This is a genomic window from Xanthomonas sp. NCPPB 2586, from assembly GCF_041475775.2.
Lineage (GTDB): Bacteria > Pseudomonadota > Gammaproteobacteria > Xanthomonadales > Xanthomonadaceae > Xanthomonas > Xanthomonas campestris.
On the sequence record NZ_CM192981.1, the window covers coordinates 2,253,868 to 2,273,760 of the forward strand.

Annotated in this window: 16 protein-coding genes and 2 pseudogenes; 9 read left to right on the forward strand and 9 right to left on the reverse strand. The window is 66.4% G+C overall.

Annotation, left to right across the window (positions count from 1 at the left end; translation table 11 throughout):
• The first annotated feature begins 63 nt into the window (after positions 1 to 63).
• The 4 genes from ACCQ09_RS09585 to ACCQ09_RS09600 all read left to right on the forward strand — a co-directional run bounded on the left by ACCQ09_RS09585 (position 64) and on the right by ACCQ09_RS09600 (position 5,666).
• Positions 64 to 1,737 (forward strand): N-acetylmuramoyl-L-alanine amidase, encoded by a 1,674-nt coding sequence (locus ACCQ09_RS09585; protein WP_162866377.1) that lies wholly within the window; start codon positions 64 to 66, stop codon positions 1,735 to 1,737.
• Positions 1,738 to 1,888: 151 nt separating this feature from the next.
• Positions 1,889 to 3,763 (forward strand): DNA mismatch repair endonuclease MutL, encoded by a 1,875-nt coding sequence (gene mutL / locus ACCQ09_RS09590; protein WP_011037442.1) that lies wholly within the window; start codon positions 1,889 to 1,891, stop codon positions 3,761 to 3,763.
• Positions 3,763 to 4,701 (forward strand): DUF1684 domain-containing protein, encoded by a 939-nt coding sequence (locus ACCQ09_RS09595; protein WP_012438136.1) that lies wholly within the window; start codon positions 3,763 to 3,765, stop codon positions 4,699 to 4,701. The genes mutL and ACCQ09_RS09595 overlap by 1 nt, the downstream gene beginning before the upstream one ends.
• A gap of 8 nt (positions 4,702 to 4,709) precedes the next feature.
• Positions 4,710 to 5,666 (forward strand): TraB/GumN family protein, encoded by a 957-nt coding sequence (locus tag ACCQ09_RS09600; RefSeq protein WP_040941199.1) that lies wholly within the window; start codon positions 4,710 to 4,712, stop codon positions 5,664 to 5,666.
• Between the two features lie 46 nt (positions 5,667 to 5,712).
• Here ACCQ09_RS09600 and phaR read toward each other — a convergent pair whose 3' ends face one another.
• The 3 genes from phaR to gluQRS form a co-directional block, all read right to left on the reverse strand.
• On the reverse strand, positions 5,713 to 6,276 hold the full coding sequence (gene phaR, locus ACCQ09_RS09605) for a polyhydroxyalkanoate synthesis repressor PhaR (RefSeq protein ID WP_040941200.1): 564 nt from the start codon (positions 6,274 to 6,276) through the stop codon (positions 5,713 to 5,715).
• 159 nt (positions 6,277 to 6,435) lie between these two features.
• Positions 6,436 to 7,176 (reverse strand): beta-ketoacyl-ACP reductase, encoded by a 741-nt coding sequence (locus tag ACCQ09_RS09610; RefSeq protein WP_014507974.1) that lies wholly within the window; start codon positions 7,174 to 7,176, stop codon positions 6,436 to 6,438.
• An 89-nt stretch (positions 7,177 to 7,265) separates the two neighbouring features.
• On the reverse strand, positions 7,266 to 8,159 hold the full coding sequence (gluQRS, locus tag ACCQ09_RS09615; protein WP_040941201.1) for a tRNA glutamyl-Q(34) synthetase GluQRS: 894 nt from the start codon (positions 8,157 to 8,159) through the stop codon (positions 7,266 to 7,268).
• Between the two features lie 100 nt (positions 8,160 to 8,259).
• On the opposite strand from gluQRS, the gene htpX reads away from it, so the two are divergent.
• Complete coding sequence (gene htpX, locus ACCQ09_RS09620; protein ID WP_012438140.1) at positions 8,260 to 9,138, forward strand: protease HtpX; 879 nt, start codon at positions 8,260 to 8,262, stop codon at positions 9,136 to 9,138.
• 147 nt (positions 9,139 to 9,285) lie between these two features.
• Here the strand turns inward: htpX and ACCQ09_RS09625 are convergent, their stop codons facing one another.
• The 4 genes and pseudogenes from ACCQ09_RS09625 to ACCQ09_RS09640 all read right to left on the reverse strand — a co-directional run bounded on the left by ACCQ09_RS09625 (position 9,286) and on the right by ACCQ09_RS09640 (position 13,709).
• Entirely contained in the window at positions 9,286 to 11,355 is a 2,070-nt protein-coding gene (locus tag ACCQ09_RS09625) for an EAL domain-containing protein (protein ID WP_011037435.1), read from the reverse strand.
• Between the two features lie 85 nt (positions 11,356 to 11,440).
• Positions 11,441 to 12,622: a BaiN/RdsA family NAD(P)/FAD-dependent oxidoreductase gene (locus tag ACCQ09_RS09630; RefSeq protein WP_012438142.1), complete on the reverse strand. Its 1,182-nt coding sequence runs from the start codon at positions 12,620 to 12,622 to the stop codon at positions 11,441 to 11,443.
• Entirely contained in the window at positions 12,619 to 13,167 is a 549-nt protein-coding gene (locus tag ACCQ09_RS09635; protein ID WP_011037433.1) for a YaeQ family protein, read from the reverse strand. The genes ACCQ09_RS09630 and ACCQ09_RS09635 overlap by 4 nt, the downstream gene beginning before the upstream one ends.
• 58 nt (positions 13,168 to 13,225) lie before the next feature.
• A pseudogene (locus tag ACCQ09_RS09640) lies at positions 13,226 to 13,709 on the reverse strand (YaiI/YqxD family protein).
• 268 nt (positions 13,710 to 13,977) lie between these two features.
• Between ACCQ09_RS09640 and ACCQ09_RS09645 the strand changes: the two are divergent.
• Both ACCQ09_RS09645 and ACCQ09_RS09650 read left to right on the forward strand, forming a co-directional pair.
• On the forward strand, positions 13,978 to 14,187 hold the full coding sequence (locus ACCQ09_RS09645) for a cold-shock protein (RefSeq protein ID WP_011037431.1): 210 nt from the start codon (positions 13,978 to 13,980) through the stop codon (positions 14,185 to 14,187).
• 200 nt (positions 14,188 to 14,387) lie between these two features.
• Positions 14,388 to 15,086, forward strand: a complete 699-nt coding sequence (locus ACCQ09_RS09650; protein ID WP_040941202.1) for a glutathione S-transferase — start codon at positions 14,388 to 14,390, stop codon at positions 15,084 to 15,086.
• 58 nt (positions 15,087 to 15,144) lie between these two features.
• On the opposite strand, the gene ACCQ09_RS09655 is transcribed toward ACCQ09_RS09650, so the two are convergent.
• Positions 15,145 to 16,020 carry an alpha/beta hydrolase gene (locus tag ACCQ09_RS09655; protein ID WP_228427816.1) on the reverse strand — a complete coding sequence of 292 codons (876 nt, stop codon included), beginning with the start codon at positions 16,018 to 16,020 and terminating at the stop codon, positions 15,145 to 15,147.
• A 161-nt stretch (positions 16,021 to 16,181) separates the two neighbouring features.
• Here ACCQ09_RS09655 and ACCQ09_RS09660 point away from each other — a divergent pair.
• Both ACCQ09_RS09660 and ACCQ09_RS09665 read left to right on the forward strand, forming a co-directional pair.
• Positions 16,182 to 17,738, forward strand: a pseudogene (locus ACCQ09_RS09660) (protein adenylyltransferase SelO).
• A gap of 84 nt (positions 17,739 to 17,822) precedes the next feature.
• Complete coding sequence (locus ACCQ09_RS09665; protein ID WP_040941204.1) at positions 17,823 to 18,383, forward strand: adenine phosphoribosyltransferase; 561 nt, start codon at positions 17,823 to 17,825, stop codon at positions 18,381 to 18,383.
• Positions 18,384 to 18,472: 89 nt separating this feature from the next.
• Here ACCQ09_RS09665 and dbpA read toward each other — a convergent pair whose 3' ends face one another.
• Positions 18,473 to 19,849, reverse strand: a complete 1,377-nt coding sequence (gene dbpA, locus ACCQ09_RS09670) for an ATP-dependent RNA helicase DbpA (RefSeq protein WP_011037426.1) — start codon at positions 19,847 to 19,849, stop codon at positions 18,473 to 18,475.
• Positions 19,850 to 19,893 lie beyond the last annotated feature (44 nt).

Consider the following 19,893-nt stretch of genomic DNA (forward strand, 5'->3'; position numbering starts at 1 on the left):
GTTATGGATTATTAAGGGAAATTGCCTTGCAATTCGTGCGTTCGGGTGATTGAATCCGGCTCCATGACCAAGGGGAGCCACCATCGCTTTGCTTTCGCCCTGACCGCCGGCCTGAGCCTGGCGGTTTTTAGTGCGCGGGCAGGCGAAATCAAGCAAGTGGATGTCAGCACCGGGGCCACGGGCACGCGTGCAGAGATCCAGCTGGCCGGCAGCGGCGGGTTCAAGACCTTGTCGCTGGCCAATCCCAATCGACTGGTGGTGGATTTCCCGGCCTCCTCGGCAAAGAGCGGCTTGAAGCTGCCGGCCGCCGCCGGGCTGGTGACGTCGGTGCGCACCGGGCAACCGGTCCCGGGGACCTTCCGGGTGGTGTTCGAGCTGGCAACGCCAGTCACTGCGCTGAAGCCGCAGATGCAGACCCTGGGCAGCGCCTCGACGCTGGTGATCGAGTGGCCCGGCGATTTCGCGCCGGCCAAGCCGGTTGCTTCAACATCAAGCGCTGTGCCAGCAGCAACAACGCCGCCAGCCGCAGTGCCTGCCACACGTCCGCTGGATGCACAGACGGAAGCTGCACGTGCCACTGCGGCGCTCGCGGCCTCCGCACAGCGCGCCTCGGCGCTTCCGCCGCCAACCCCAGCGCCAGCGCCCACGCCGGTACCCGTGCCTGCATCGGCGATGCCGACAGTAACGCCTGCCCCGGTGCCCACGACGATCGCCACTGGCGTGCCGACTCCGCGTCCCGGGACGGTTGCCGCATCAGGCGCGCCCGCCACGACCGGCGGTACCCGCGCCGCGATCGCCACGGGCACGCCGTCGCCGGCGGTCATCTTGAACGGTGGCAACGTGGCGCAGGTCGCGCCGCAGGGCGCAGCCGTGACGTCGGCCGGTGTGGCTGCCGCCGATGCGCAAAATGACGATGTACCGCCGCGCCCGCTGCTGCCAAGCGAGGCATCGCGCGTCAAGATGGCACCCGGCATGCGTCCGCTGGTGGTGGCTATCGATCCCGGTCACGGCGGCCAGGACCCCGGCGCGATGGGTCCGACCGGCAAGCGCGAAAAAGACGTCACGCTGGCCATCGGCCGCGAGCTCGCACGCCAGATCAACGCCACGCAGGGCATGAAGGCGTACATGACCCGCGATACCGACGTGTTCATTCCGCTGCCGATGCGCGCGCAGAAGGCACGCTCGGCCAAGGCCGACATCTTCATCTCCATTCATGCCGACGCCGCGGAAAACCGCAGTGCCACCGGTTCATCGGTCTATGTGCTGTCGACCAAGGGCGCGTCGTCGCAGCGTGCACGCTGGCTGGCCGACAAGGAAAACGCCGCCGACCTCGTCGGTGGCGTGCGCCTGCAGCAGACCGAAAGCACGCTGGCCAACGTCTTGCTGGACCTGGCCCAGAGCGGCCACATGAAGGCATCCGAAGACGCCGCAGGCCATGTGCTGGGCGGTTTGAAGCGCATCGGCAACAATCACAAGCCGCAGCTGGAACGCGCCAATTTCGCGGTGCTGCGCACTTCCGACATGCCGGCGATGCTGGTGGAAACCGCCTTCATCTCCAACCCGGATGAAGAGCGCCGGCTGATCGACCCGGCGTATCAACGCAAGATCGCCTCCGCGGTGCTGGACGGTATCGATACGTTCTTCACCCGTCAGCCGCCCCCGGGCACCTTGTTCGCGGCACGTGCGCAGGCAGAGGCCGACGCCGCAGTCGGCACCGTGGCCGGCGGCAGCCGTTGAGCCGCTCGGCTATCATTCCGCACTGACTCCTCGATGACGGCGCCTGGCGCCGCCGGATGGCCGTGCCGACGTTTTTCCCCTTGATTTCATCATTCGCCCATGCGGGCAGCCACTGCGTGCGCGTAGCGCATCTGCCAGGGAGCGCCCGCTGATGGCGATCCGGCAATTGCCCGAGATCCTGATCAACCAGATCGCTGCCGGCGAGGTGGTCGAGCGCCCGGCATCGGTCGTCAAGGAACTGGTCGAAAACGCCCTCGATGCCGGCGCCACCCGCGTGGATATCGATCTGGAAGAGGGCGGCGTGCGGCTGATCCGCATCCGCGACAATGGCGGCGGCATTGCGCCGGAAGAGCTGCCGCTGGCGGTGTCGCGTCATGCCACCAGCAAGATCGCCTCGCTGGATGATCTGGAAACCGTCGCCACGCTGGGCTTCCGCGGCGAAGCGTTGCCGTCCATCGCCTCGGTCAGCCGCTTTACGCTGGCCTCGCGTCGCCCGGATGCCGAGCACGGCTCCGCGCTGCAGATCGAAGGCGGGCGCCTGGGCGAGGTGATGCCGCGTGCGCATGCGCCGGGCACCACCGTTGAGGTGCGCGAGCTGTTCTTCAACGTGCCGGCACGGCGCAAGTTCCTGCGCGCCGAGCGCACCGAGTTGGGCCATATCGAAGAGTGGCTGCGTTCGCTGGCACTGGCGCGCCCGGACGTGGAATTGCGCGTCTCGCATAACGGCAAACCGTCGCGGCGCTACAAGCCGGGCGATCTGTATTCGGACGCGCGGCTGGGCGAGACCTTGGGCGAGGATTTCGCGCGCCAGGCGCTGCGCGTGGACCACAGCGGTGCCGGCCTGCGCCTGCACGGCTGGGTGGCGCAGCCGCATTACTCGCGCGCCAGTACCGATCAGCAGTATCTCTACGTCAACGGCCGCTCGGTGCGGGATCGCAGCGTGGCGCATGCGGTGAAGATGGCCTACGGCGATGTGCTGTTCCACGGGCGCCAGCCGGCATATGTGCTGTTTCTCGAGCTGGACCCTGCGCGCGTGGACGTCAACGTGCACCCGGCCAAACACGAGGTGCGCTTCCGCGAGGCGCGGCTGATCCACGACTTCGTCTATCGCACTCTGCAGGACGCACTAGCGCAGACCCGTGCCGGCGCGCTGCCCGCTGATGTTGGGGTCGGGGGGGCGGCAGCCCTCGGTATCGGCGCCGTTGCCGCGCAGGGCGGCGGAAGCTACGTTGCTGACGCCGGTGCAGGGCATCCGGGCGCTGGCAGTGGCTCAGGCTATGCAAGCTGGGCGCCGTCGCAGGCGCCGCTGGGTTTGCGCGTGGACGAGGCGCGCGCCGCCTACGCCGCGTTGTATGCGCCTGCGGCCGGCAGCGCGTTGCGCGACGACGGGCAACCGGTGCTGTCCGGCACCGGCTTGCCGGCGACCGCGCACGACAGCGGAGTGCCGCCGCTGGGCTATGCGGTGGCGCAGTTGCACGGCATCTATATCCTCGCGGAAAACGCCGAAGGCCTGATCGTGGTCGACATGCATGCCGCGCATGAGCGTATCGGCTACGAACGCCTCAAGCAGGCGCACGACAGCATTGGCCTGCATGCGCAGCCGCTGCTGGTACCGATGACGCTGGCAGTGGGCGAGCGCGAGGCCGACACCGCCGAGCGCGAGGCCGATACGCTTGCCAGCCTGGGCTTCGAGATCACCCGCAGCGGCCCGCAATCGCTGCACGTGCGCAGCATTCCGGCGCTGCTCGCCAATGCCGACCCGGAAGCGTTGTTGCGCGATGTGCTCGGCGATCTGCGTGAGCACGGCCAGAGCCGGCGCATCGCCACCGCGCGTGACGAGTTGCTGTCCACCATGGCCTGCCACGGCGCGGTGCGTGCAAACCGCCGGCTCACCGTGCCGGAAATGAACGCCTTGCTGCGCGACATGGAGGCCACCGAGCGTTCGGGCCAATGCAACCATGGCCGGCCAACCTGGGCCCGGTTTACGCTGGGCGAAATCGATCGCTGGTTCCTGAGGGGACGTTGATGACAGTGCTGCACAGGGGGAGGGGCTGGCTGCTCGGCATGCTGGTAGCGGTAGGTGTGCTCGGCTGTGGCCGCGAGGCACCACCCGCGCCGGCGCCAGTGGCGCTGGACAAGACGTTTCTGGCCGATAACGCCGCCTGGCGCGAGGCGCGCCTGACCGAGCTACGGGCGCCCGATGGCTGGACCAGTCTGGTCGGCCTGCATTGGCTGTCGTTGAAGGCGCACTACATCGGCCGCAGTGCCGACAGCGGTATCCGCCTGGCCGTGGGGCCGCCCAAGATGGGCATGGTGTCCAGCGAGCGCGATGCGGTGTGGTTCGTGCCCGAGCGTGGTGCGGCACTGACCGTCGGTGGCAAACCGCTCACCGGCAAGATCCGCTTCCAGTCCGATGTCGATCCGCAGCCGACGCTGATCGGCTTCGACGACGGCAAGGGCGTGTTGAGCCTGATCCACCGCGGCGATCGCTACGCGCTGCGGGTCAAGCATGCCGATGCGCCGTCGCGCACCGGGTTTGCGGGGCTGGAGTACTGGCCCATCGATCCGTCCTGGCGCATCCAGGCGCGCTACGTGCCCAACAATGTCGGCAAGACCATTCCCATCGTAGATATCGTCGGCATCAGCAGCGAGCAGCCCAATGCCGGTGCGATCGAGTTCGAGCGCGATGGCAAGACCTATCGGCTGGAAGCCATTGGCGAGCCGGGTCGCCCGATGTTCGTGGTGTTCGCCGATCGCACCAGCGGCCACGGCAGTTATTCGGCCGGGCGCTTTCTCGATCTGGAAGCTCCGGATGCCTCCGGGCACGTGGTGGTGGACTTCAACCGCGCCATCAACCCGCCGTGCGCGTTCACGCCGTTTGCGACCTGCCCATTGCCACCGCCGGAAAATCGCATCGACCTAGCCGTATCGGCGGGCGAAAAAGCCTACAAGGCAGCGCATTGATGCGATGGATGACACGGACGCGTCGCGCGCTGCTGCCCGCCTGCGCAGGCCTGTTGGCGATCGCTGCATTGTGGGGCGGCACAGCGGCTGCCGCCTCGGCACCTGGCATCGCTGCTGCCGCCAGCCCGCCGGTGCCGCTGTTGTGGAAGGTCGATGGCAAAGGCGGCACGCTGTATCTGCTTGGCTCGTTCCATCTGCTCAAGCCCGACGACTACCCGCTGTCGCCGGATGTGCTGCAGGCCTTTGCGCAGGCCGACCGGCTCACCTTCGAACTGCCACCGGCCGATGTGCAGTCGCCCGAATTGGCGGCCAAGATGCTGCGTGCCGCCCGCCGCGGCGATGGCAAGCGCCTGCAGGATGCGCTTGACGCCCCGACCTGGCAGGCGCTCGCCACGCAGGCGCGCAAGCGCGGCATCCCGCTGGAGAGCCTGCAGCCGATGAAGCCGTGGTTTGTCGCCCTGACGCTCAGCCTGGCCGAGATGCGACGCCAGGGCATGCAGGCCGATGCGGGACTGGACAATTACCTGATGCAGCTGGCGCAGGCACGTGGCAAACCGGCCGATGGCCTGGAGCGCGCGGACGAACAGATCGCCCTGCTCGACAGCATGACTGCGACCGAACAACAGCAACTGCTGGCCGAAACCCTCGACGAGGCCGGTGCCGCCGATCAGGTCAACGCGCTGCACGACGCCTGGCGCCGTGGTGACGTCCATCTGCTGACCACGCAAATGGCCGAAGACATGCGCAAGCAGTATCCCGCGCTGTATCAAGACATCAACGTGGAGCGCAATGCGCGCTGGGTGCCGCGTCTGGAGCAGCGGCTGGGCAAGCAGGCCGGCACCACGCTGGTGGTGGTCGGTGCCTTGCACCTGCTGGGTCACGACGGGGTGGTGGAGCGTCTGCGTGCACGCGGGTATCGCGTGGAGCGGATCTGCACGGCCTGCGCGGAGCAGGCCGGCCACTGACGTGATGACCGGGCGGCGGCGCAGGTTGCGCCACGCCGGTCAGGGCTCAGCCGCGGTTGCGGGCCTTGCCGGTGGTGCCGGTCGCGTTGCCGCTGCTGGTTCCGCTGCCTAGCCCGCTGCCCATGCTGCTGCCGGGCGGGGTGGGCGGCGTACCAGGGCCACCCGGGCGGCCGAAGCCGGCGCCGAAGTTGCGCTGGAATTCCTGCCAGAGCTCGAGATTGCGCTCGGTGAGCTGATTCATCATCGCCCAGGGCGTCTGCCCGAGCAGGTTGCCCATCTGCTGGCGGAACTGCTGCTGCTGGTCCAGGAACACCTGCATGCTGCGCTCCAGGTAATTACCCATGAAGCCCTGCAGGGAGTCGCCGTAGAAACGGATGATCTGGCTCAGCAACTGGGTGGAGAGCATCGGCTCACCGTCCTGTTCCTGGTCGGCGATGATCTGCAGCAGCACGGCGCGGCTGAGGTCTTCGCCGCTTTTTGCATCGCGGACCTCGAACTCCTCGCCGTCGATGATCAGTTGGCGCACATCCTCGATGGTGATGTAGCTGGAAATTTCCGTGTCGTAGAGACGGCGGTTGGGGTACTTCTTGATGATGCGAAGTCCGGCCATGGAACGTTCACTCACAACGATAGTGCGCGCAGGATGGCGCACCGCAGCAGCGCTTGCAACAGCCAGAACGCCTTATTTTCTTAAGCAGACGGGAAAAAAATGCTGCGCAGCATGATTTGACACGGATTTCCATGCTGCACCGCTCATCTGCAGCAAACGTTACCAGCCCATGTGGTGGCCACCATTGATGTCCAGGTTGGAGCCGGTAATCCACGCCGCCTCTTCGGCCACCAGAAACGCCACCGCATAAGCGATTTCCTCCGGCCGCCCAAGCCGGCCGGTGGGGATATCGGCCACGATCTTGGCGCGCACTTCTTCCGGCACCGCCATCACCATGTCGGTGGCCACGTAACCCGGCGACACCGTGTTGACGGTGATGCCGAAGGCCGCATTTTCGCGCGCCAGCGAGATGGTGAAGCCATGCATGCCGGCCTTGGCCGCGGCGTAATTGGCTTGGCCGTACTGGCCTTTGAGCCCGTTGATGGAGCTGATCTGGATCACCCGGCCCCAGCCGCGCTTGCGCATGCCTTCGATCACCGGGCGGGTCACGTTGAACACCGAATTGAGATTGGTGTTGATGACGTCGTGCCACTGTTCGGCGGTCATGCGATGGAACGTGGTGTCGCGGGTAATGCCGGCGTTGTTGACCAGCACTTCGATCGGCCCGAGCGCGGCTTCCACGTCGTCCACCAGCGCGCGCGCATGGTCGGACGAGGCCACATCCCCACGAAACAGGGCGAATTCGTAGCCTTGGGCCTGCATGCGCTGCTGCCACTCGCGTGCTTTTTCTTCGTTGCGGAAATTGCTGGCGACCCGGTGACCCTGGTCGGCCAGGCGCTTGCAAATGGCGGTACCGATACCGCCGGTGCCGCCGGTGACCAACGCGACGCGAGATGTCATGCGCAACTCCAATAAGCAGATAGGGCTGGCGGCGCCCGCGACGCTGCGGAGGCGTCAGGGCGAAAGCCGGTGCTGGGTCGCAATTCTAGTCAAGCCGGGGCGTCGATGCGCGTGGCAGTGTCCAGGCTGGCAACGCGCGGCAGCCGCTGCGGCGAAAAATGCTGCACAGCATGCTGCAGCACACCGGCCACCGATGCGTGCGCGGGCAGGGCCGCCGGTGCCTGGCCCAGCGCCCGCCAGGCCGCGCGCAGCGCTGGCAGCGGGTCGCTGTCGTCCACTGGTTGCGCCGCATGCGACTTGGAGAGCTTGCGCCCGTCGGCGCCCAGGATCAGCGGCAGATGCAGATAGCGCGGCGGTGCCACGCCCAGGGCCTGCTGCAACACCAATTGGCGCGGGGTGGAGTCGAGCAGGTCCGCCCCGCGCACCACATCGGTAATGCCCTGCGCCGCATCGTCGACCACCACCGCCAGCTGGTAGGCCCAGTAGCCGTCGGCACGGCGCAGGACGACATCGCCTACCTCGGCGTACACATCCTGGGTGATGCGCCCCTGCAGCGCGTCCTGAAAGCTTGCCTGGGTGTTCGGCGGCACCCGCAGGCGCACTGCGCGGCGGATGCCCAGTGGCGCCACGCAGACGTGGTGGATGCCACCCATCGCGGCCAGCTCTGCGCGGCTGCAACTGCATTCGAACGCCGCACCGCTGCGCAGCAGCCGCGACAGTGCTGCCTCGTAATACGCATCGCGGTCGGACTGATACAGCACTGGCCCGTCAGGGTGCAGCCCGAACGCAGCCAGCGTATTTAACTGGCGCTGTGAGGCGCCTGGCTCGGCACGCGGCGGGTCGATGTCTTCGATTCGCACATGCCATTCGCCACCGGCATGGCGCGCGAGCAGCCAGCTGCCCAACGCAGCCAGGAGCGAGCCGAAGTGCAGGGGGCCGGTGGGCGAGGGCGCGAAGCGGCCGCGGTAGGGGAGTGAGGACATGGGCAGCTGAATCGTCGGTCAGGTGCTTGCTTGATTTCAACCCGCCACGTCCGCAGATCCGCAGCAGTTCATCCTCTTTGCGTGCGGAGCCACTGCCTCTATGTTCAACCGTGTCGTCCTGTTTCTCTTGACCAACTTTGCGGTGCTGATCCTGGCCGGCATTGTGATGTCGGTGCTGGGCGTCAATCCGGCACAGATGAGTGGGCTGCTGGTGATGGCCGCCATCTTCGGCTTCGGCGGCTCGTTCATTTCGTTGCTGCTGTCCAAGTTCATGGCCAAGCGCAGCACCGGTGCGCAGGTGATCACCGAGCCGCGGACGCAGACCGAGCGCTGGTTGGTGGACACGGTGCGCCGCCAGGCCCAGGCGGCCGGTATCGGCATGCCGGAAGTGGCCATCTACGACGGACCGGAAATCAACGCCTTCGCCACCGGGGCCAACCGCAACAATGCGCTGGTGGCGGTTTCCACGGGCTTGCTGCAGCACATGCGCGAAGACGAGGCCGAGGCCGTGCTGGGCCACGAGATTGCCCACATTGCCAATGGCGACATGGTCACCATGGCCTTGCTGCAGGGCGTGCTGAACACCTTCGTGATCGTGCTGGCGCGCGTGGTGGGCGGCATCATCGACAGCGCGCTGTCTGGCAATCGCGACAGCGGGCGTGGATTTGCCTACTACATCATTGTGTTCGTGCTGGAGATGGTGTTCGGCCTGTTCGCCACGATGATCGCGATGTGGTTCTCGCGCCGCCGCGAGTTCCGTGCCGATGCCGGTGGCGCGCAGCTGGCCGGGCGCAACAAGATGATCGCCGCATTGGAGCGCCTATCGCTCAATCACGGCCAGAACACCTTGCCCTCGCAGGTGCAGGCGTTCGGCATTTCCGGCGGTGTGGGTGAGGGCTTGCGTCGCCTGTTCCTGAGCCACCCGCCGCTGACCGAGCGCATTGCCGCCTTGCGTGCGTCCAACGGTACGGCGATGTAAGCCAGCGGTTTGCCTTTCAACAAAAAACCCGCGTCATGCGGGTTTTTTGTTGCGGCGTGTTTCCTTGATTCTCGGCAGCGCACCGTGGCGATAAACCGCACACGGCGCCAGCCAGCAGCATGGCGCCTTACGCGGGTGGCTATGGCCTCAGCCGAACTCGTAGTTCATCAGCGGGCCGGTGGGCGCAACAAAGTCGCCTTGCACGTAATCGACCCCCGCAGTGAAGAAGCTGCTCATCGACTGCGCATCGGCCACGAACTCGGCCACCGTGAGGATGCCGGTCGGCTGCGCCCGTGAGGTGATCTCGCGGATCTTTTCCTGGCTTTCGCGGGCAGAGGCAATGTCGCCGGTGATGCTGCGGTCGAGCTTGAGGAACGCGGGCTGGAAGTGTGCGAGCAGCTGGAACGAATCCAGGCCCGAACCGAACTGCTCCAGCCCTACCTTGCAGCCCATTGCCGAGACCGAAGCCAGGAATTGCTGGGCGTTGCGCAGGTGGGTGAATACCTTCGATTCCGGTGTCTGCAGCCACAACCGCTCGCCGGGCACGCCGTACACCGCCAGCTGTTCGCGGATGGTGTCGATCATCTGTGGGTCGGAGAACGAATTGGGCCCGATGCGCACCAGCAGGTGGGTCTTGTGCCCGGCGCGCTGGCGCTCGCCCAACTGGCGGATCGCACGTGCCACCACCCAGCGGTCGATCTCGGTGATCAGGTCATGTTCTTCGGCAATGGCCATGAACGCATTCGGCGACATCATCTCGCCATTGCGCTCCAGCCGCAGGAACGCCTGATACAGCTCCAGCGGCTCGCCCTGCAGGTTGAGCACGGGCTGGTAATGCAGCAGGAAGCCGTCGCCGATCAGCGCCTCGCGCAGCTGTTCCACCCAGCGCTCGATGCGTTCTTCCTCGGCGCGATCGGCCGCGGCCGGGTCGAAGATGCTGACCGCATTGCCACCGAGCTCGGCTGTGGTGCGCACCGCCTCGGTGCCGCGGTTGAGCACCTGCCCGATGCTGGCGATCTTTTCGCCGATCTGCACACCGCCGATGCTGACCGTGACCGTGGCCGAGCGTTCGCCCACACTGAACACGTGCTGCGCAAACGCGTCACGCACCAATTCGGCCAGCGCATGCGAGCGCGCATAGTTGCCGTCCATCAACAGCGCAAAGCTGTGCTCGCCGAAGCGCGCGGCCACCACGCTGTCATCCAGCACGCTGGCCAGGTGCGCCGCCAGTGAGGCGATCAGCGCATCCGCCGAATCCAGGCCGATCTCCGGCAGGATCCGCGCGTAATGATCCGGTTCGATCAACAGGAAGCCGGACTGGCCTTCGCTGCGGCCGGCCTGTGCCACCGCCTGTTCGAGCGCCACCATGAAGGTGGGGCGGTTGAGCAGGCCGGTGACCTGGTCGCGTTGGCGCAGGTCCTCGACCTCGCGCGCCAGTTCCGGGTCGAACTCTTCGCGGCGCCGGAACACCACCTGGATGCAGGGCTCGCCCTCATAGGTGGCGGTGGCAAATTCCATGGTCGCCGGAAAGGTGTCGCCCTCCAGCCGACGCGCGTCGACCTTGTACTGCGCCGGCGGCGGCTCGCCCTTGGACAGGGCCTTGAGCAGTTGCTTGAAATCGTCCACGTATTGCGCGGCGATCATGTCCAGCAGCGACACGCCTTCCACGTCCTCGAAGGATTCGAAACCGAACATCTCCAGATACGCCTCGTTGGCACGGATATGCATGCCTTCGTGGACGTAGGCGATCGGGTCGCGCGACGAGGCAATCAGCGCATCGCAGCGGCGCTCGGTTTCGCGCATCTGCGCTTCGATGCGACGCAAGCCGCGGCGCGCCTGCAGGTCGGCCCACTCCGAGCGCACCAATGCCAGCAGATGCTCGGTGCGATGGCGCAGCGCGATCGCGCGCACGCCATGCGCGGCGGCTTCGACCAATGCGTTCTCTTCGATGCGGTCGGCCAGCTGGATGATCGGGATGTCCTTGCCGCTGCCGGCAATCTGCTGCTGCAGGGCCGACATCGGAATCTGCTGCGCCTGGCCTTGCACCGCCAGGTCGATCTGCCCGGACAACATGCTGCCGAGCTCTTCCGGTGTCTGCGGGCGTGACGGCCGCACGGCGATGCCGCCGTTGCGCAGCGCGGTCACGATGGCCTCGGCACTCTCCACGCTGTCATCGACAATCATCAGGCGGAGGGTGAGATCTTTGCCTTTCTGCATGCGCGGCTCCCTAGAGACGGGCTTTAATACACGAAGGGGTTCGGCGCGTCCATGTATGTGGACGGGCGCGCAGCGACGGTGAGACCTAGGCCACGCTTCCGGCAGCATGCCCGGACGCCCAGGCCCATTGGAAGTTGTAGCCGCCCAGCCAACCGGTGACGTCGAGCACTTCGCCAACGAAGTACAGCCCGGCTACCAGGCGCGACTCCATCGTCGCACTGGACACCTGGTCGGTGTCCACGCCGCCCAGGGTGACCTCGGCGGTGCGATAGCCCTCGGTGCCGCTGGCCACCAGCGGCCAGCCACCGAGCAGGTCGGCGGCCGCGCGCAACTGGGGTGGATCGAGCTGGCGCACCGGCTTGTCTGGCAGCCACACCTCGCACAGTCGCTGCGCAAAGCGCCGTGGCAGGACCTCGCCCAGCACGTTGCGCAGCTCGGTGGCCCCGCGCAGTTGCTTTTGTTCGCGCAGCCAGGCCTCGGCGTCATGGCCTGGCAGCAGGTCCAGGCGCAGATCATCGCCGGGCTGCCAGAACGAGGAGATCTGCAGGATCGCCGGCCCGCTGACGCCACGGTGGGTGATCAGCATGAAGTTGCGGAAACTGGCGCCATTGCAGTGCGCTTCGACCGGCACGGCCAGGCCGGACAGATCCTGCAGGCGTTCCTGATGCTTGCCGCTGAGGGTGAGCGGCACCAGCCCGGCGCGGGTAGGCAGCAGCTGATGACCGAATTGCCTGGCCAGCGTGTAGCCGAAGCCGCTCGCGCCCATGCTAGGAATCGACAGCCCGCCGGTCGCCACGATCAGCGCCTGCGCCTGCACGCGGCCTTGGCTGGTGTCCACGCTGAAGCCGTCGCTGTCGCGGCGCACCGCCTGCACCTCGCATTGGGTGCGAATCTGCACGCCGGCCGCCTCGCATTCGTCCAGCAGCATGCGCACGATCTGCTTGGACGACACATCGCAGAACAACTGGCCCAGCTCTTTTTCGTGATAGGCGATGCCGTGCTGCTCCACCATTTCCACGAACGCGCCCGGGGTGTAGCGGGCGAGGGCGGACTTGCAGAAGTGCCGGTTGGCCGAAACAAAATTGGCCGGGGTGGTGCCGGTATTGGTGAAGTTGCAGCGCCCACCGCCGGACATCAGGATCTTCTTGCCCACCTTGTTGGCGTGGTCGATCACCAGCACCTGCCGCCCGCGGCGGCCGGCCGTGAAGGCGCTCATCAGCCCGGCAGCGCCGGCGCCGATGACCAACACATCGCAACGCGTGCTCATTCCGCCGGGGCTTGTCGCACGATGGGCGTGAGCGTGACGGTGCCCTGGTCGGCCAGCATCTGCACTTCGCCGTCCTGGATGATCACGTCAAAGCGCATGCCGCGCTGAATCAGCGCTCCAAGCGCCTCGGTGGCCTGCGATTCGAGCTCCAGCACGCGCAGGTTGCGGTGCCGGCCGAGTGCGTTGGCATGCTTCTTCCACCAGGTCTCGGTGGCCTGGCCGCCGTACCCGATGACCACGACTTCCCGCGACCGGTTGCAGGCCTTGCGGACGCGGCTCTCGTCGGGCTGGCCCAGGTCGATCCACAGGTCGGGGTCGCCGGTGTAGTCGCGCCGCCACAGATCCGGCTCGTCGTCATTGCTCAGCCCGCGGCCGAACTCCAGGCGGTCGTCGGCGAACAGGGCGAAGGCCAGCAGGCGCACCATCAGGCGTTCGTCGGTTTCGGAAGGGTGCTGGGCCAGGGTCAGCGAATGGTTGGCGTAGTAGCCGCGATCCATGTCGCTGATCTGCAGTTCCGCCCTGCGGACGGTGGCGGTGAGAGCCATCGGGAAACCAGTTGCAAAGGGCGGTCATGATACGCCTGCGGGCTCCGCGCGCGGGTCTTCAAGGCCGGGCGGGTTGCCGTGCCAGCCAGCGATCCAGCTGCGCCGCGAACGCCTGGCGGTCGCGTGCGTGCAGCGCAGGCGGCCCGCCGGTGGCCACGCCGGCGCCGCGCAATTCCTCCAGAAAACCACGCACCGACAGGCGCTCGGCGATGCTGTCGCTGCTGAACGGCTCCCCGCGCGGACTGACCGCTGCGGCGCCGCGTTCCAGTACGCGCGCCGCCAAAGGAATGTCCTGCGTCACTACCAGATCGCCAGCGTTGACCCGCTCGGCGATCGCGTCATCGGCCGCATCCGGGCCGCCGGGCACCTGCAGCGCCCGCACATGGGCCAGGGTTGGCGTGCGCAGGAAATGGTTGGCGACCAAAGGTGACAGGGATGCCGGTGCGCTGGGCGGCGCGGAACAAAATGTCGCGAATGACCGCCGGGCAGGCGTCGGCGTCGACCCAGATCTGCGCAAGACCTGGCGGGAGTGGCGTATTCATCTAGGAAATCGGGAGGGAAATGGCCTGACAGGGGGTCAGAATGCGCCCGACAGCAAAACTTTTGTCCGAAGGTGTCGCTTTTTGCATAAAACACGAGTACTGTGCACCCACTGTGTTTGCAAGGGTCACCGTGAATCGTGGCCTGGTGTAGCTAGATCTCATTCGATCCCGCTCCATCGTTCCGCTTTACCAACGCCTGCAACTCAGTCTCAGCGCCGGTTTTTCGGTTGCTGCGATTTATCCATCTAAAAGTTCAGGAGTTAGTAAAATGTCAGATCGTCAGAACGGTGTCGTGAAGTGGTTCAATGATGCCAAGGGCTTCGGCTTCATCACCCCGGAAAGCGGCCCGGACCTGTTCGTGCATTTCCGTGCCATCCAGGGCACCGGCTTCAAGTCGCTGCAGGAAGGCCAGAAGGTCTCCTTCGTCGCCGTGCAGGGCCAGAAGGGCATGCAGGCTGACCAGGTGCAGGCGGTCTAATCCGTCTGCAACCGTAAGGTTGCCAAAAACGCCGGGCGCGCAAGCGTCCGGCGTTTTTTATTGTCTGCGATTTGTCGCGTTGACCGGCCTGCGCGTCCTGCCCTCCCGTGTGCACACCGGTGCTGGCGTGACGGATGCAGTGAGCACGGCAATGACGTATGCCTGGGTAGGATGTGCGTTTTCCGCACGCCGGCTCTCCCATGCTTACTGTCCACCACCTCAATAATTCCCGCTCGCAACGCGTGCTCTGGTTGCTGGAAGAACTGGCGTTGCCGTACCAGATCGTGCGCCACGAGCGCGACCCAAAGACCATGCTGGCGCCTCCGGCGTTGCGCGCGATCCATCCGCTGGGCAAGTCGCCGGTGGTGGTCGATGGTGGGCTGACCATTGCCGAGTCCGGCGCGATCCTGGAATACCTCACCGAGCGCTACGACACCGAATGCGCGCTGTCGCCGTCGGCGCGTCCAGCGGAGTCTGCCGAGCGCCTGCAATTTCGGTACTGGATGCATTACGCCGAAGGCTCGGCCATGCCGCCATTGCTGATGACGCTGATCTTTGGGCGCATCCGCTCAGCCCCGATGCCCTTTTTCGCCAAGCCCATAGCGCGCGCGATCGTCGATAAAGCGATGTCTGGCTTCGTCGGGCCGCAACTCAAGTTGCATATGGACTGGATGGAGCAATCGCTGAGCGATAGCGGCTGGTTCGCGGGTGAGCGCTTTACTGCGGCCGACATTCAGATGAGTTTCCCGGTGCAGGCGGCGGCTGCGCGGGGCGGCGGGCTGGAGGCCTACCCCAAGCTGCGCAGCTTTATCGAGCGCATTGAGGCGCGCCCGGGATATCAGGCTGCACTGAAGAAGGGCGGGCCGTTCGAGCTGCAGCGGGCCAAGCCCGCCACCTGAGTCGTTCGCAGCTAACCGGCTGACTTAGGTGTGCTGCCCGATTAGGCGGGCTCTCCCCTTAAGGAGCCTTGCAGTTACGCAGGAACTGCAGGGTGTCGCGCAGGGTTGGCGAATCGGCCGGATTTTTGCGCAGCGACAGCATCAGGCCCATGTGCCCCATGCCGGGATAAAACGTGGTGTTTGCCTGGACGCCGACGCGCCGTTCGGCAGCGGCCAGCGAGGTGCTGTTGCGTGGCTCCACGACGCGGTCGTCTTGTCCATGCAGCAGCAACATCGGCGGCTCGTCGCCGTCTGTGTGAACCACAGGCTGCGACGCGGCTTGCTGTGCAGGTGAGGTGCCGAAGACCTCGATGAGTTCGGGTTCGGTCATGGGTGAGAAATCATACGGACCGGCAAGTCCGACGAAACCGCACAGTTGTTGCGGACGCAGGCCCTGCGCCTGAAGCCACCTGCGATCCGTCACCAGCAGTCCGGCAATATGCGCGCCTGCCGAATGCCCCATCACCGCCACGCGTGTCGGGTCGCCGCCATAGGCCTGCGCATGTTGATAGCCCCATGCCGTTGCCTTTGCGGCATCGGTCATGAAGCCGTCCAGCCCGACCTGCGGATACTTGCGGTAATCGGCGACCAGCGCGACCACGCCCTGGCGCGCGAGCGAGCGGCCGACCCAGCTGTAGTTCTGGCGCGTGCCGCGCTTCCAGGTGCCGCCATAGAAGAACACCACCACCGGCGCATTGAGTGCGTTGCGCGGTTGATAAACGTCCAGCGCCAGCCCGAGGGCCGGGTCGAACACCTCGTTGCGGTGCTCGATCACACCCTCGCGACTGGTGGAGGCATTGATGCCGCTGAAGAACACGCTGCTGCAGGCGCTCAAGGTCAGCGAACCAAGTAGCACGAGGGCGGGGCGGAACCAGCGGGAAGCGCGTGAGGGCATGGGCGGTGTCGCTCAAAGAGAGTGTGCTGGGCGCGTGGTGACTGCAGGCAGGCCGAGCCTGCTTGGCAACGGTGCAGCAGGTGAAGATACGATGCCGGCGCGCGCTTGGATGCGCGCTGCGCGCATGCGAAGTTCATCGCCAGTGCCCTAGGCTTGCACGCATGACGCATCTTCAATTCGATAACCGTTTGCGCGCCCAGTTGCCGGGCGACCCGGAACAAGGCCCACGCCGCCGCGAAGTGCTGGCAGCCTGGTCTGCGGTGCGGCCGACGCCGGTCGCTGCGCCCACACTGCTGGCGTATTCGGCCGATGTGGCGCAGCGCCTGGGCCTGCGTGCCGAGGATCTTGCCAGCCCACAGTTTGCCGAGGTGTTTGGCGGCAATGCCTTGTATCCGGGAATGCAGCCGTGGGCGGTCAACTACGGTGGCCACCAGTTCGGGCATTAGGCAGGGCAGCTGGGCGATGGCCGCGCGATCTCATTGGGCGAGGCCATCGGGGTCGATGGCGGGCGCTACGAGCTGCAGCTCAAGGGTGCCGGGCCGACGCCGTATTCGCGTGGAGCGGATGGCCGTGCCGTGCTGCGTTCGTCGATCCGCGAATTCCTGTGCAGCGAGGCGATGCATTACCTGGGCGTGCCGACCACTCGCGCGTTGAGCCTGGTGGGCACCGGTGATGCAGTGGTGCGCGACATGTTCTACGACGGGCATCCGCGCCGCGAGCCGGGCGCGATCGTGTGCCGCGTGGCGCCCTCGTTCATTCGATTCGGCAATTTCGAACTGCCCGCCGCACGTGGCGACGTCGATCTGCTAAGGCAGTGGGTGGACTTCACCCTGGCGCGCGATTTCCCTGACTTGCCGGGCAGCGGTGAAGACCGTGTTGCCGCCTGGTTCGGCCACGTGTGCGAGCGCACTGCGGTGATGGTCGCGCACTGGATGCGCGTGGGCTTCGTGCATGGGGTGATGAATACCGACAACATGTCCATCCTGGGACTCACCATCGACTACGGCCCCTACGGCTGGGTGGACGATTACGACCCGGATTGGACGCCCAACACCACCGATGCGCAGGGTCGCCGTTATCGCTTCGGCACCCAGCCGCAGGTGGCGTACTGGAATCTGGGGCGGCTGGCCCAGGCGCTGTCGCCGCTGTTCGGCGATGCGGCGCCCTTGCACGCCGGGCTGGACCAGTTTCGTGACACCTACCTGGCCTGTGACCGGCGCGATACCGCGGCCAAGCTGGGGCTGGCCGAGTGCCAGGACGAGGATCTGCAGCTGATCGACGACCTGCGTGCGCTGATGCGCGAAGCGGAGATGGACATGACGCTGACCTTCCGTGGCCTGGTGGATCTGTCGCCGCAGCAGCCGGATGCTTCTGTGCTGCGTGAGGCCTTCTACGACGAGACCAAGCGTGCTGCGCAGGCGCCAGCGCTGGGCGCCTGGCTGCAGCGGTATGCCGCACGTTGCCTGCAGGACGGCGCGTCAGATGCGGTTCGCGCTTCGCGGATGCGGGCGGCCAACCCGCGCTACGTGCTGCGCAATTATCTGGCGCAGCAGGCGATCGACCAGGCCGAGCAGGGCGATCTGTCGGGCGTGCACGCGCTGCTGGAGGTCATGCAGCGCCCGTACGACGACCAGCCCAGGCGCGAGTCATTCGCAGCTAAGCGCCCGGACTGGGCGCGGGACCGCGCGGGATGCTCGATGTTGTCCTGCAGTTCCTGACGCGCTCATGTCGGCAGCGGTCGTCGGCGCCGCACAGTCGGTCCGCTCGCCTAGAATAGAGCGCTCCCACTGGCCACGACCGCCATGAACGACTGCAGCCGCTGCGCCGGTTCCACCTCTTCCGGACCGGCCCACTGGTCGGGCCGGATCCGCGACATCGCCGATTTTCCCAAGCCGGGTATCGTGTTCAAGGACATCACACCGCTGCTGTCCGATGGCCCGGATTTCGCTTCTGCGCTGGATGAAATGGCGCAGCCCTGGCGCACCACGCCGCTGGATGCGGTGCTGGGCATCGAGGCGCGGGGCTTCATTCTGGGCGCGGCGTTGGCGCGCGAGCTGCGCACTGGCTTCGTGCCGGTGCGCAAACCGGGCAAATTACCCGGGCGCACGTTGATCCAGGAATACGCGCTGGAATACGGCACCGATCGCATCGAGATGCATGAGGATGCGCTGCCGCGTGGTGCACGGGTCTTGATTGTCGACGACGTGCTCGCCACCGGCGGCACCCTGCGTGCGGCCTTGGGCCTGGCCGCGCAGCTGGAGCTGGAAATCGTCGGCGCGGCGGTGCTGGTCGAGCTGCAGGCCCTGCAGGGCCGCAGCAAATGGCTCAACGATGTGCCGCTGCTGGCGACGCTGAGCTACTGAGCAAGGGATCGCTGTACCGGTGCAGCGGCCACGCCGCTGCGCCGTCGAGCCCACCTGCGTGGGCTCCCTGATTCGGCTAGACGCGCTGCCTAGAGCTTGGTGACCCGGAAGCGGCGGCCCTTGATCTTGCCGGCCTGCAGATGGGTCAGTGCACGAGCGACCTGCGCCCGCGCAATCGCCACGTACGAGCGGGTGGGGTAGATGGCGATCTTGCCGATCGCCGCGCCTGACAACCCTGCTTCGCCGGTCAATGCGCCCAGAATGTCGCCGGCGCGCAGTTTGTCGGTCTTGCCGCCGTCGATGCGCAGCGTGGTCATCGCCGCCAGCGGCAACTGCGCCGGGCGTGCGGTGGCCAGCGGTGCGCGCGACCACTTGAGCGGCTGGCCGTGCTCGGCCTCCAGTGCCTGCGCACGGGCGCTTTCGCGCGGCGCCACCAGGCTGAGTGCCAGGCCATGTTTGCCGGCGCGCGCAGTCCGGCCGATGCGGTGGCGGTAGGTTTCGGTGTCGGTGGGCAGCTCGTAATTCACCACCGCCGCGAGGTCTTCCACATCCAGGCCGCGCGCGGCCACGTCACTGGCAACCAGTACGTTGCAGCTGCGATTGACGAAGCGCACCAGCACCTCGTCGCGGTCGCGTTGCTCCATGTCGCCATGCAATGCCAGCGCGGAGAACCCGAACTCCTGCAGCGAGCCGGCCACTTCGTCCACTTCCTTGCGGGTATTGCAGAACACCACGCTGGATTCGGGATTGAAGCGCAGCAGCAGCCCGGCCACCGCCTTCTGCCGATAAGTGGGGTCCACTTCGAAGAACTGCTGGTCGATCTCCGGTGCGTTGTCCGCACCTTCCACGGTGATTTCCACCGGGTCCTTCAACAGCTCGCGCGCCAGTGTGCGGATGATGTCGGGGAAGGTCGCCGAGAACAGCAGGCTCTGGCGGTGTTTGTCGCAGCGGCTGGCGATCTCGCGGATGGGTTCTTCAAAGCCCATGTCGAGCATGCGGTCGGCCTCGTCCAGCACCAGCGTGCGCACGCCGCCCAGATGCAGGGCGCGTTTGCGCGCCAGTTCCTGGATGCGGCCGGGCGTGCCGACCACGACCTGCGGGTCGTGCGCTTCGAGCGATGCCAGCTGCGGACCAAGCGGCATGCCGCCGGTGAGCACCAGCAACTTCATGTTGGGAATGCCGGTGGCCAGCTTGCGCAGTTGCTTGCCGACCTGGTCTGCCAATTCGCGCGTGGGGCACAGCACCAGCGCTTGCGCACGGGTCAGTGCCGGGTCGAGCTTTTGCAGCAGACCCAGCCCGAACGCGGCGGTCTTGCCGCTGCCGGTGGGCGCCTGGGCAATCACATCCAGCCCCTGGAGGATCGGCGGCAGGCTCTGCGCCTGGATCGGCGTGAGGGTGGTGTAGCCCAGGGCATCGATGCCGGGGGCCAAGGCTGGCGAGAGCGGCAGCGCGGAGAATTCGTTCATGGCGCATTTTAGCCCGGGATTGGGCATTAGGGATTTGGGATTCG

Bases quoted from the DNA above. Each gene is read 5' to 3' on its own strand.
- dbpA (WP_011037426.1), bottom strand. From the start codon at position 19,849: ATGAACGAATTCTCCGCGCTGCCGCTCTCGCCAGCCTTGGCCCCCGGC.
- htpX (WP_012438140.1), top strand. From the start codon at position 8,260: ATGTTCAACCGTGTCGTCCTGTTTCTCTTGACCAACTTTGCGGTGCTG.
- ACCQ09_RS09650 (WP_040941202.1), top strand. From the start codon at position 14,388: ATGCTTACTGTCCACCACCTCAATAATTCCCGCTCGCAACGCGTGCTC.
- ACCQ09_RS09630 (WP_012438142.1), bottom strand. From the start codon at position 12,622: ATGAGCACGCGTTGCGATGTGTTGGTCATCGGCGCCGGCGCTGCCGGG.
- ACCQ09_RS09600 (WP_040941199.1), top strand. From the start codon at position 4,710: ATGACACGGACGCGTCGCGCGCTGCTGCCCGCCTGCGCAGGCCTGTTG.
- ACCQ09_RS09595 (WP_012438136.1), top strand. From the start codon at position 3,763: ATGACAGTGCTGCACAGGGGGAGGGGCTGGCTGCTCGGCATGCTGGTA.
- ACCQ09_RS09665 (WP_040941204.1), top strand. From the start codon at position 17,823: ATGAACGACTGCAGCCGCTGCGCCGGTTCCACCTCTTCCGGACCGGCC.
- ACCQ09_RS09625 (WP_011037435.1), bottom strand. From the start codon at position 11,355: ATGCAGAAAGGCAAAGATCTCACCCTCCGCCTGATGATTGTCGATGAC.
- ACCQ09_RS09655 (WP_228427816.1), bottom strand. From the start codon at position 16,020: ATGCCCTCACGCGCTTCCCGCTGGTTCCGCCCCGCCCTCGTGCTACTT.
- ACCQ09_RS09585 (WP_162866377.1), top strand. From the start codon at position 64: ATGACCAAGGGGAGCCACCATCGCTTTGCTTTCGCCCTGACCGCCGGC.
- ACCQ09_RS09610 (WP_014507974.1), bottom strand. From the start codon at position 7,176: ATGACATCTCGCGTCGCGTTGGTCACCGGCGGCACCGGCGGTATCGGT.
- gluQRS (WP_040941201.1), bottom strand. From the start codon at position 8,159: ATGTCCTCACTCCCCTACCGCGGCCGCTTCGCGCCCTCGCCCACCGGC.
- ACCQ09_RS09635 (WP_011037433.1), bottom strand. From the start codon at position 13,167: ATGGCTCTCACCGCCACCGTCCGCAGGGCGGAACTGCAGATCAGCGAC.
- phaR (WP_040941200.1), bottom strand. From the start codon at position 6,276: ATGGCCGGACTTCGCATCATCAAGAAGTACCCCAACCGCCGTCTCTAC.
- ACCQ09_RS09645 (WP_011037431.1), top strand. From the start codon at position 13,978: ATGTCAGATCGTCAGAACGGTGTCGTGAAGTGGTTCAATGATGCCAAG.
- mutL (WP_011037442.1), top strand. From the start codon at position 1,889: ATGGCGATCCGGCAATTGCCCGAGATCCTGATCAACCAGATCGCTGCC.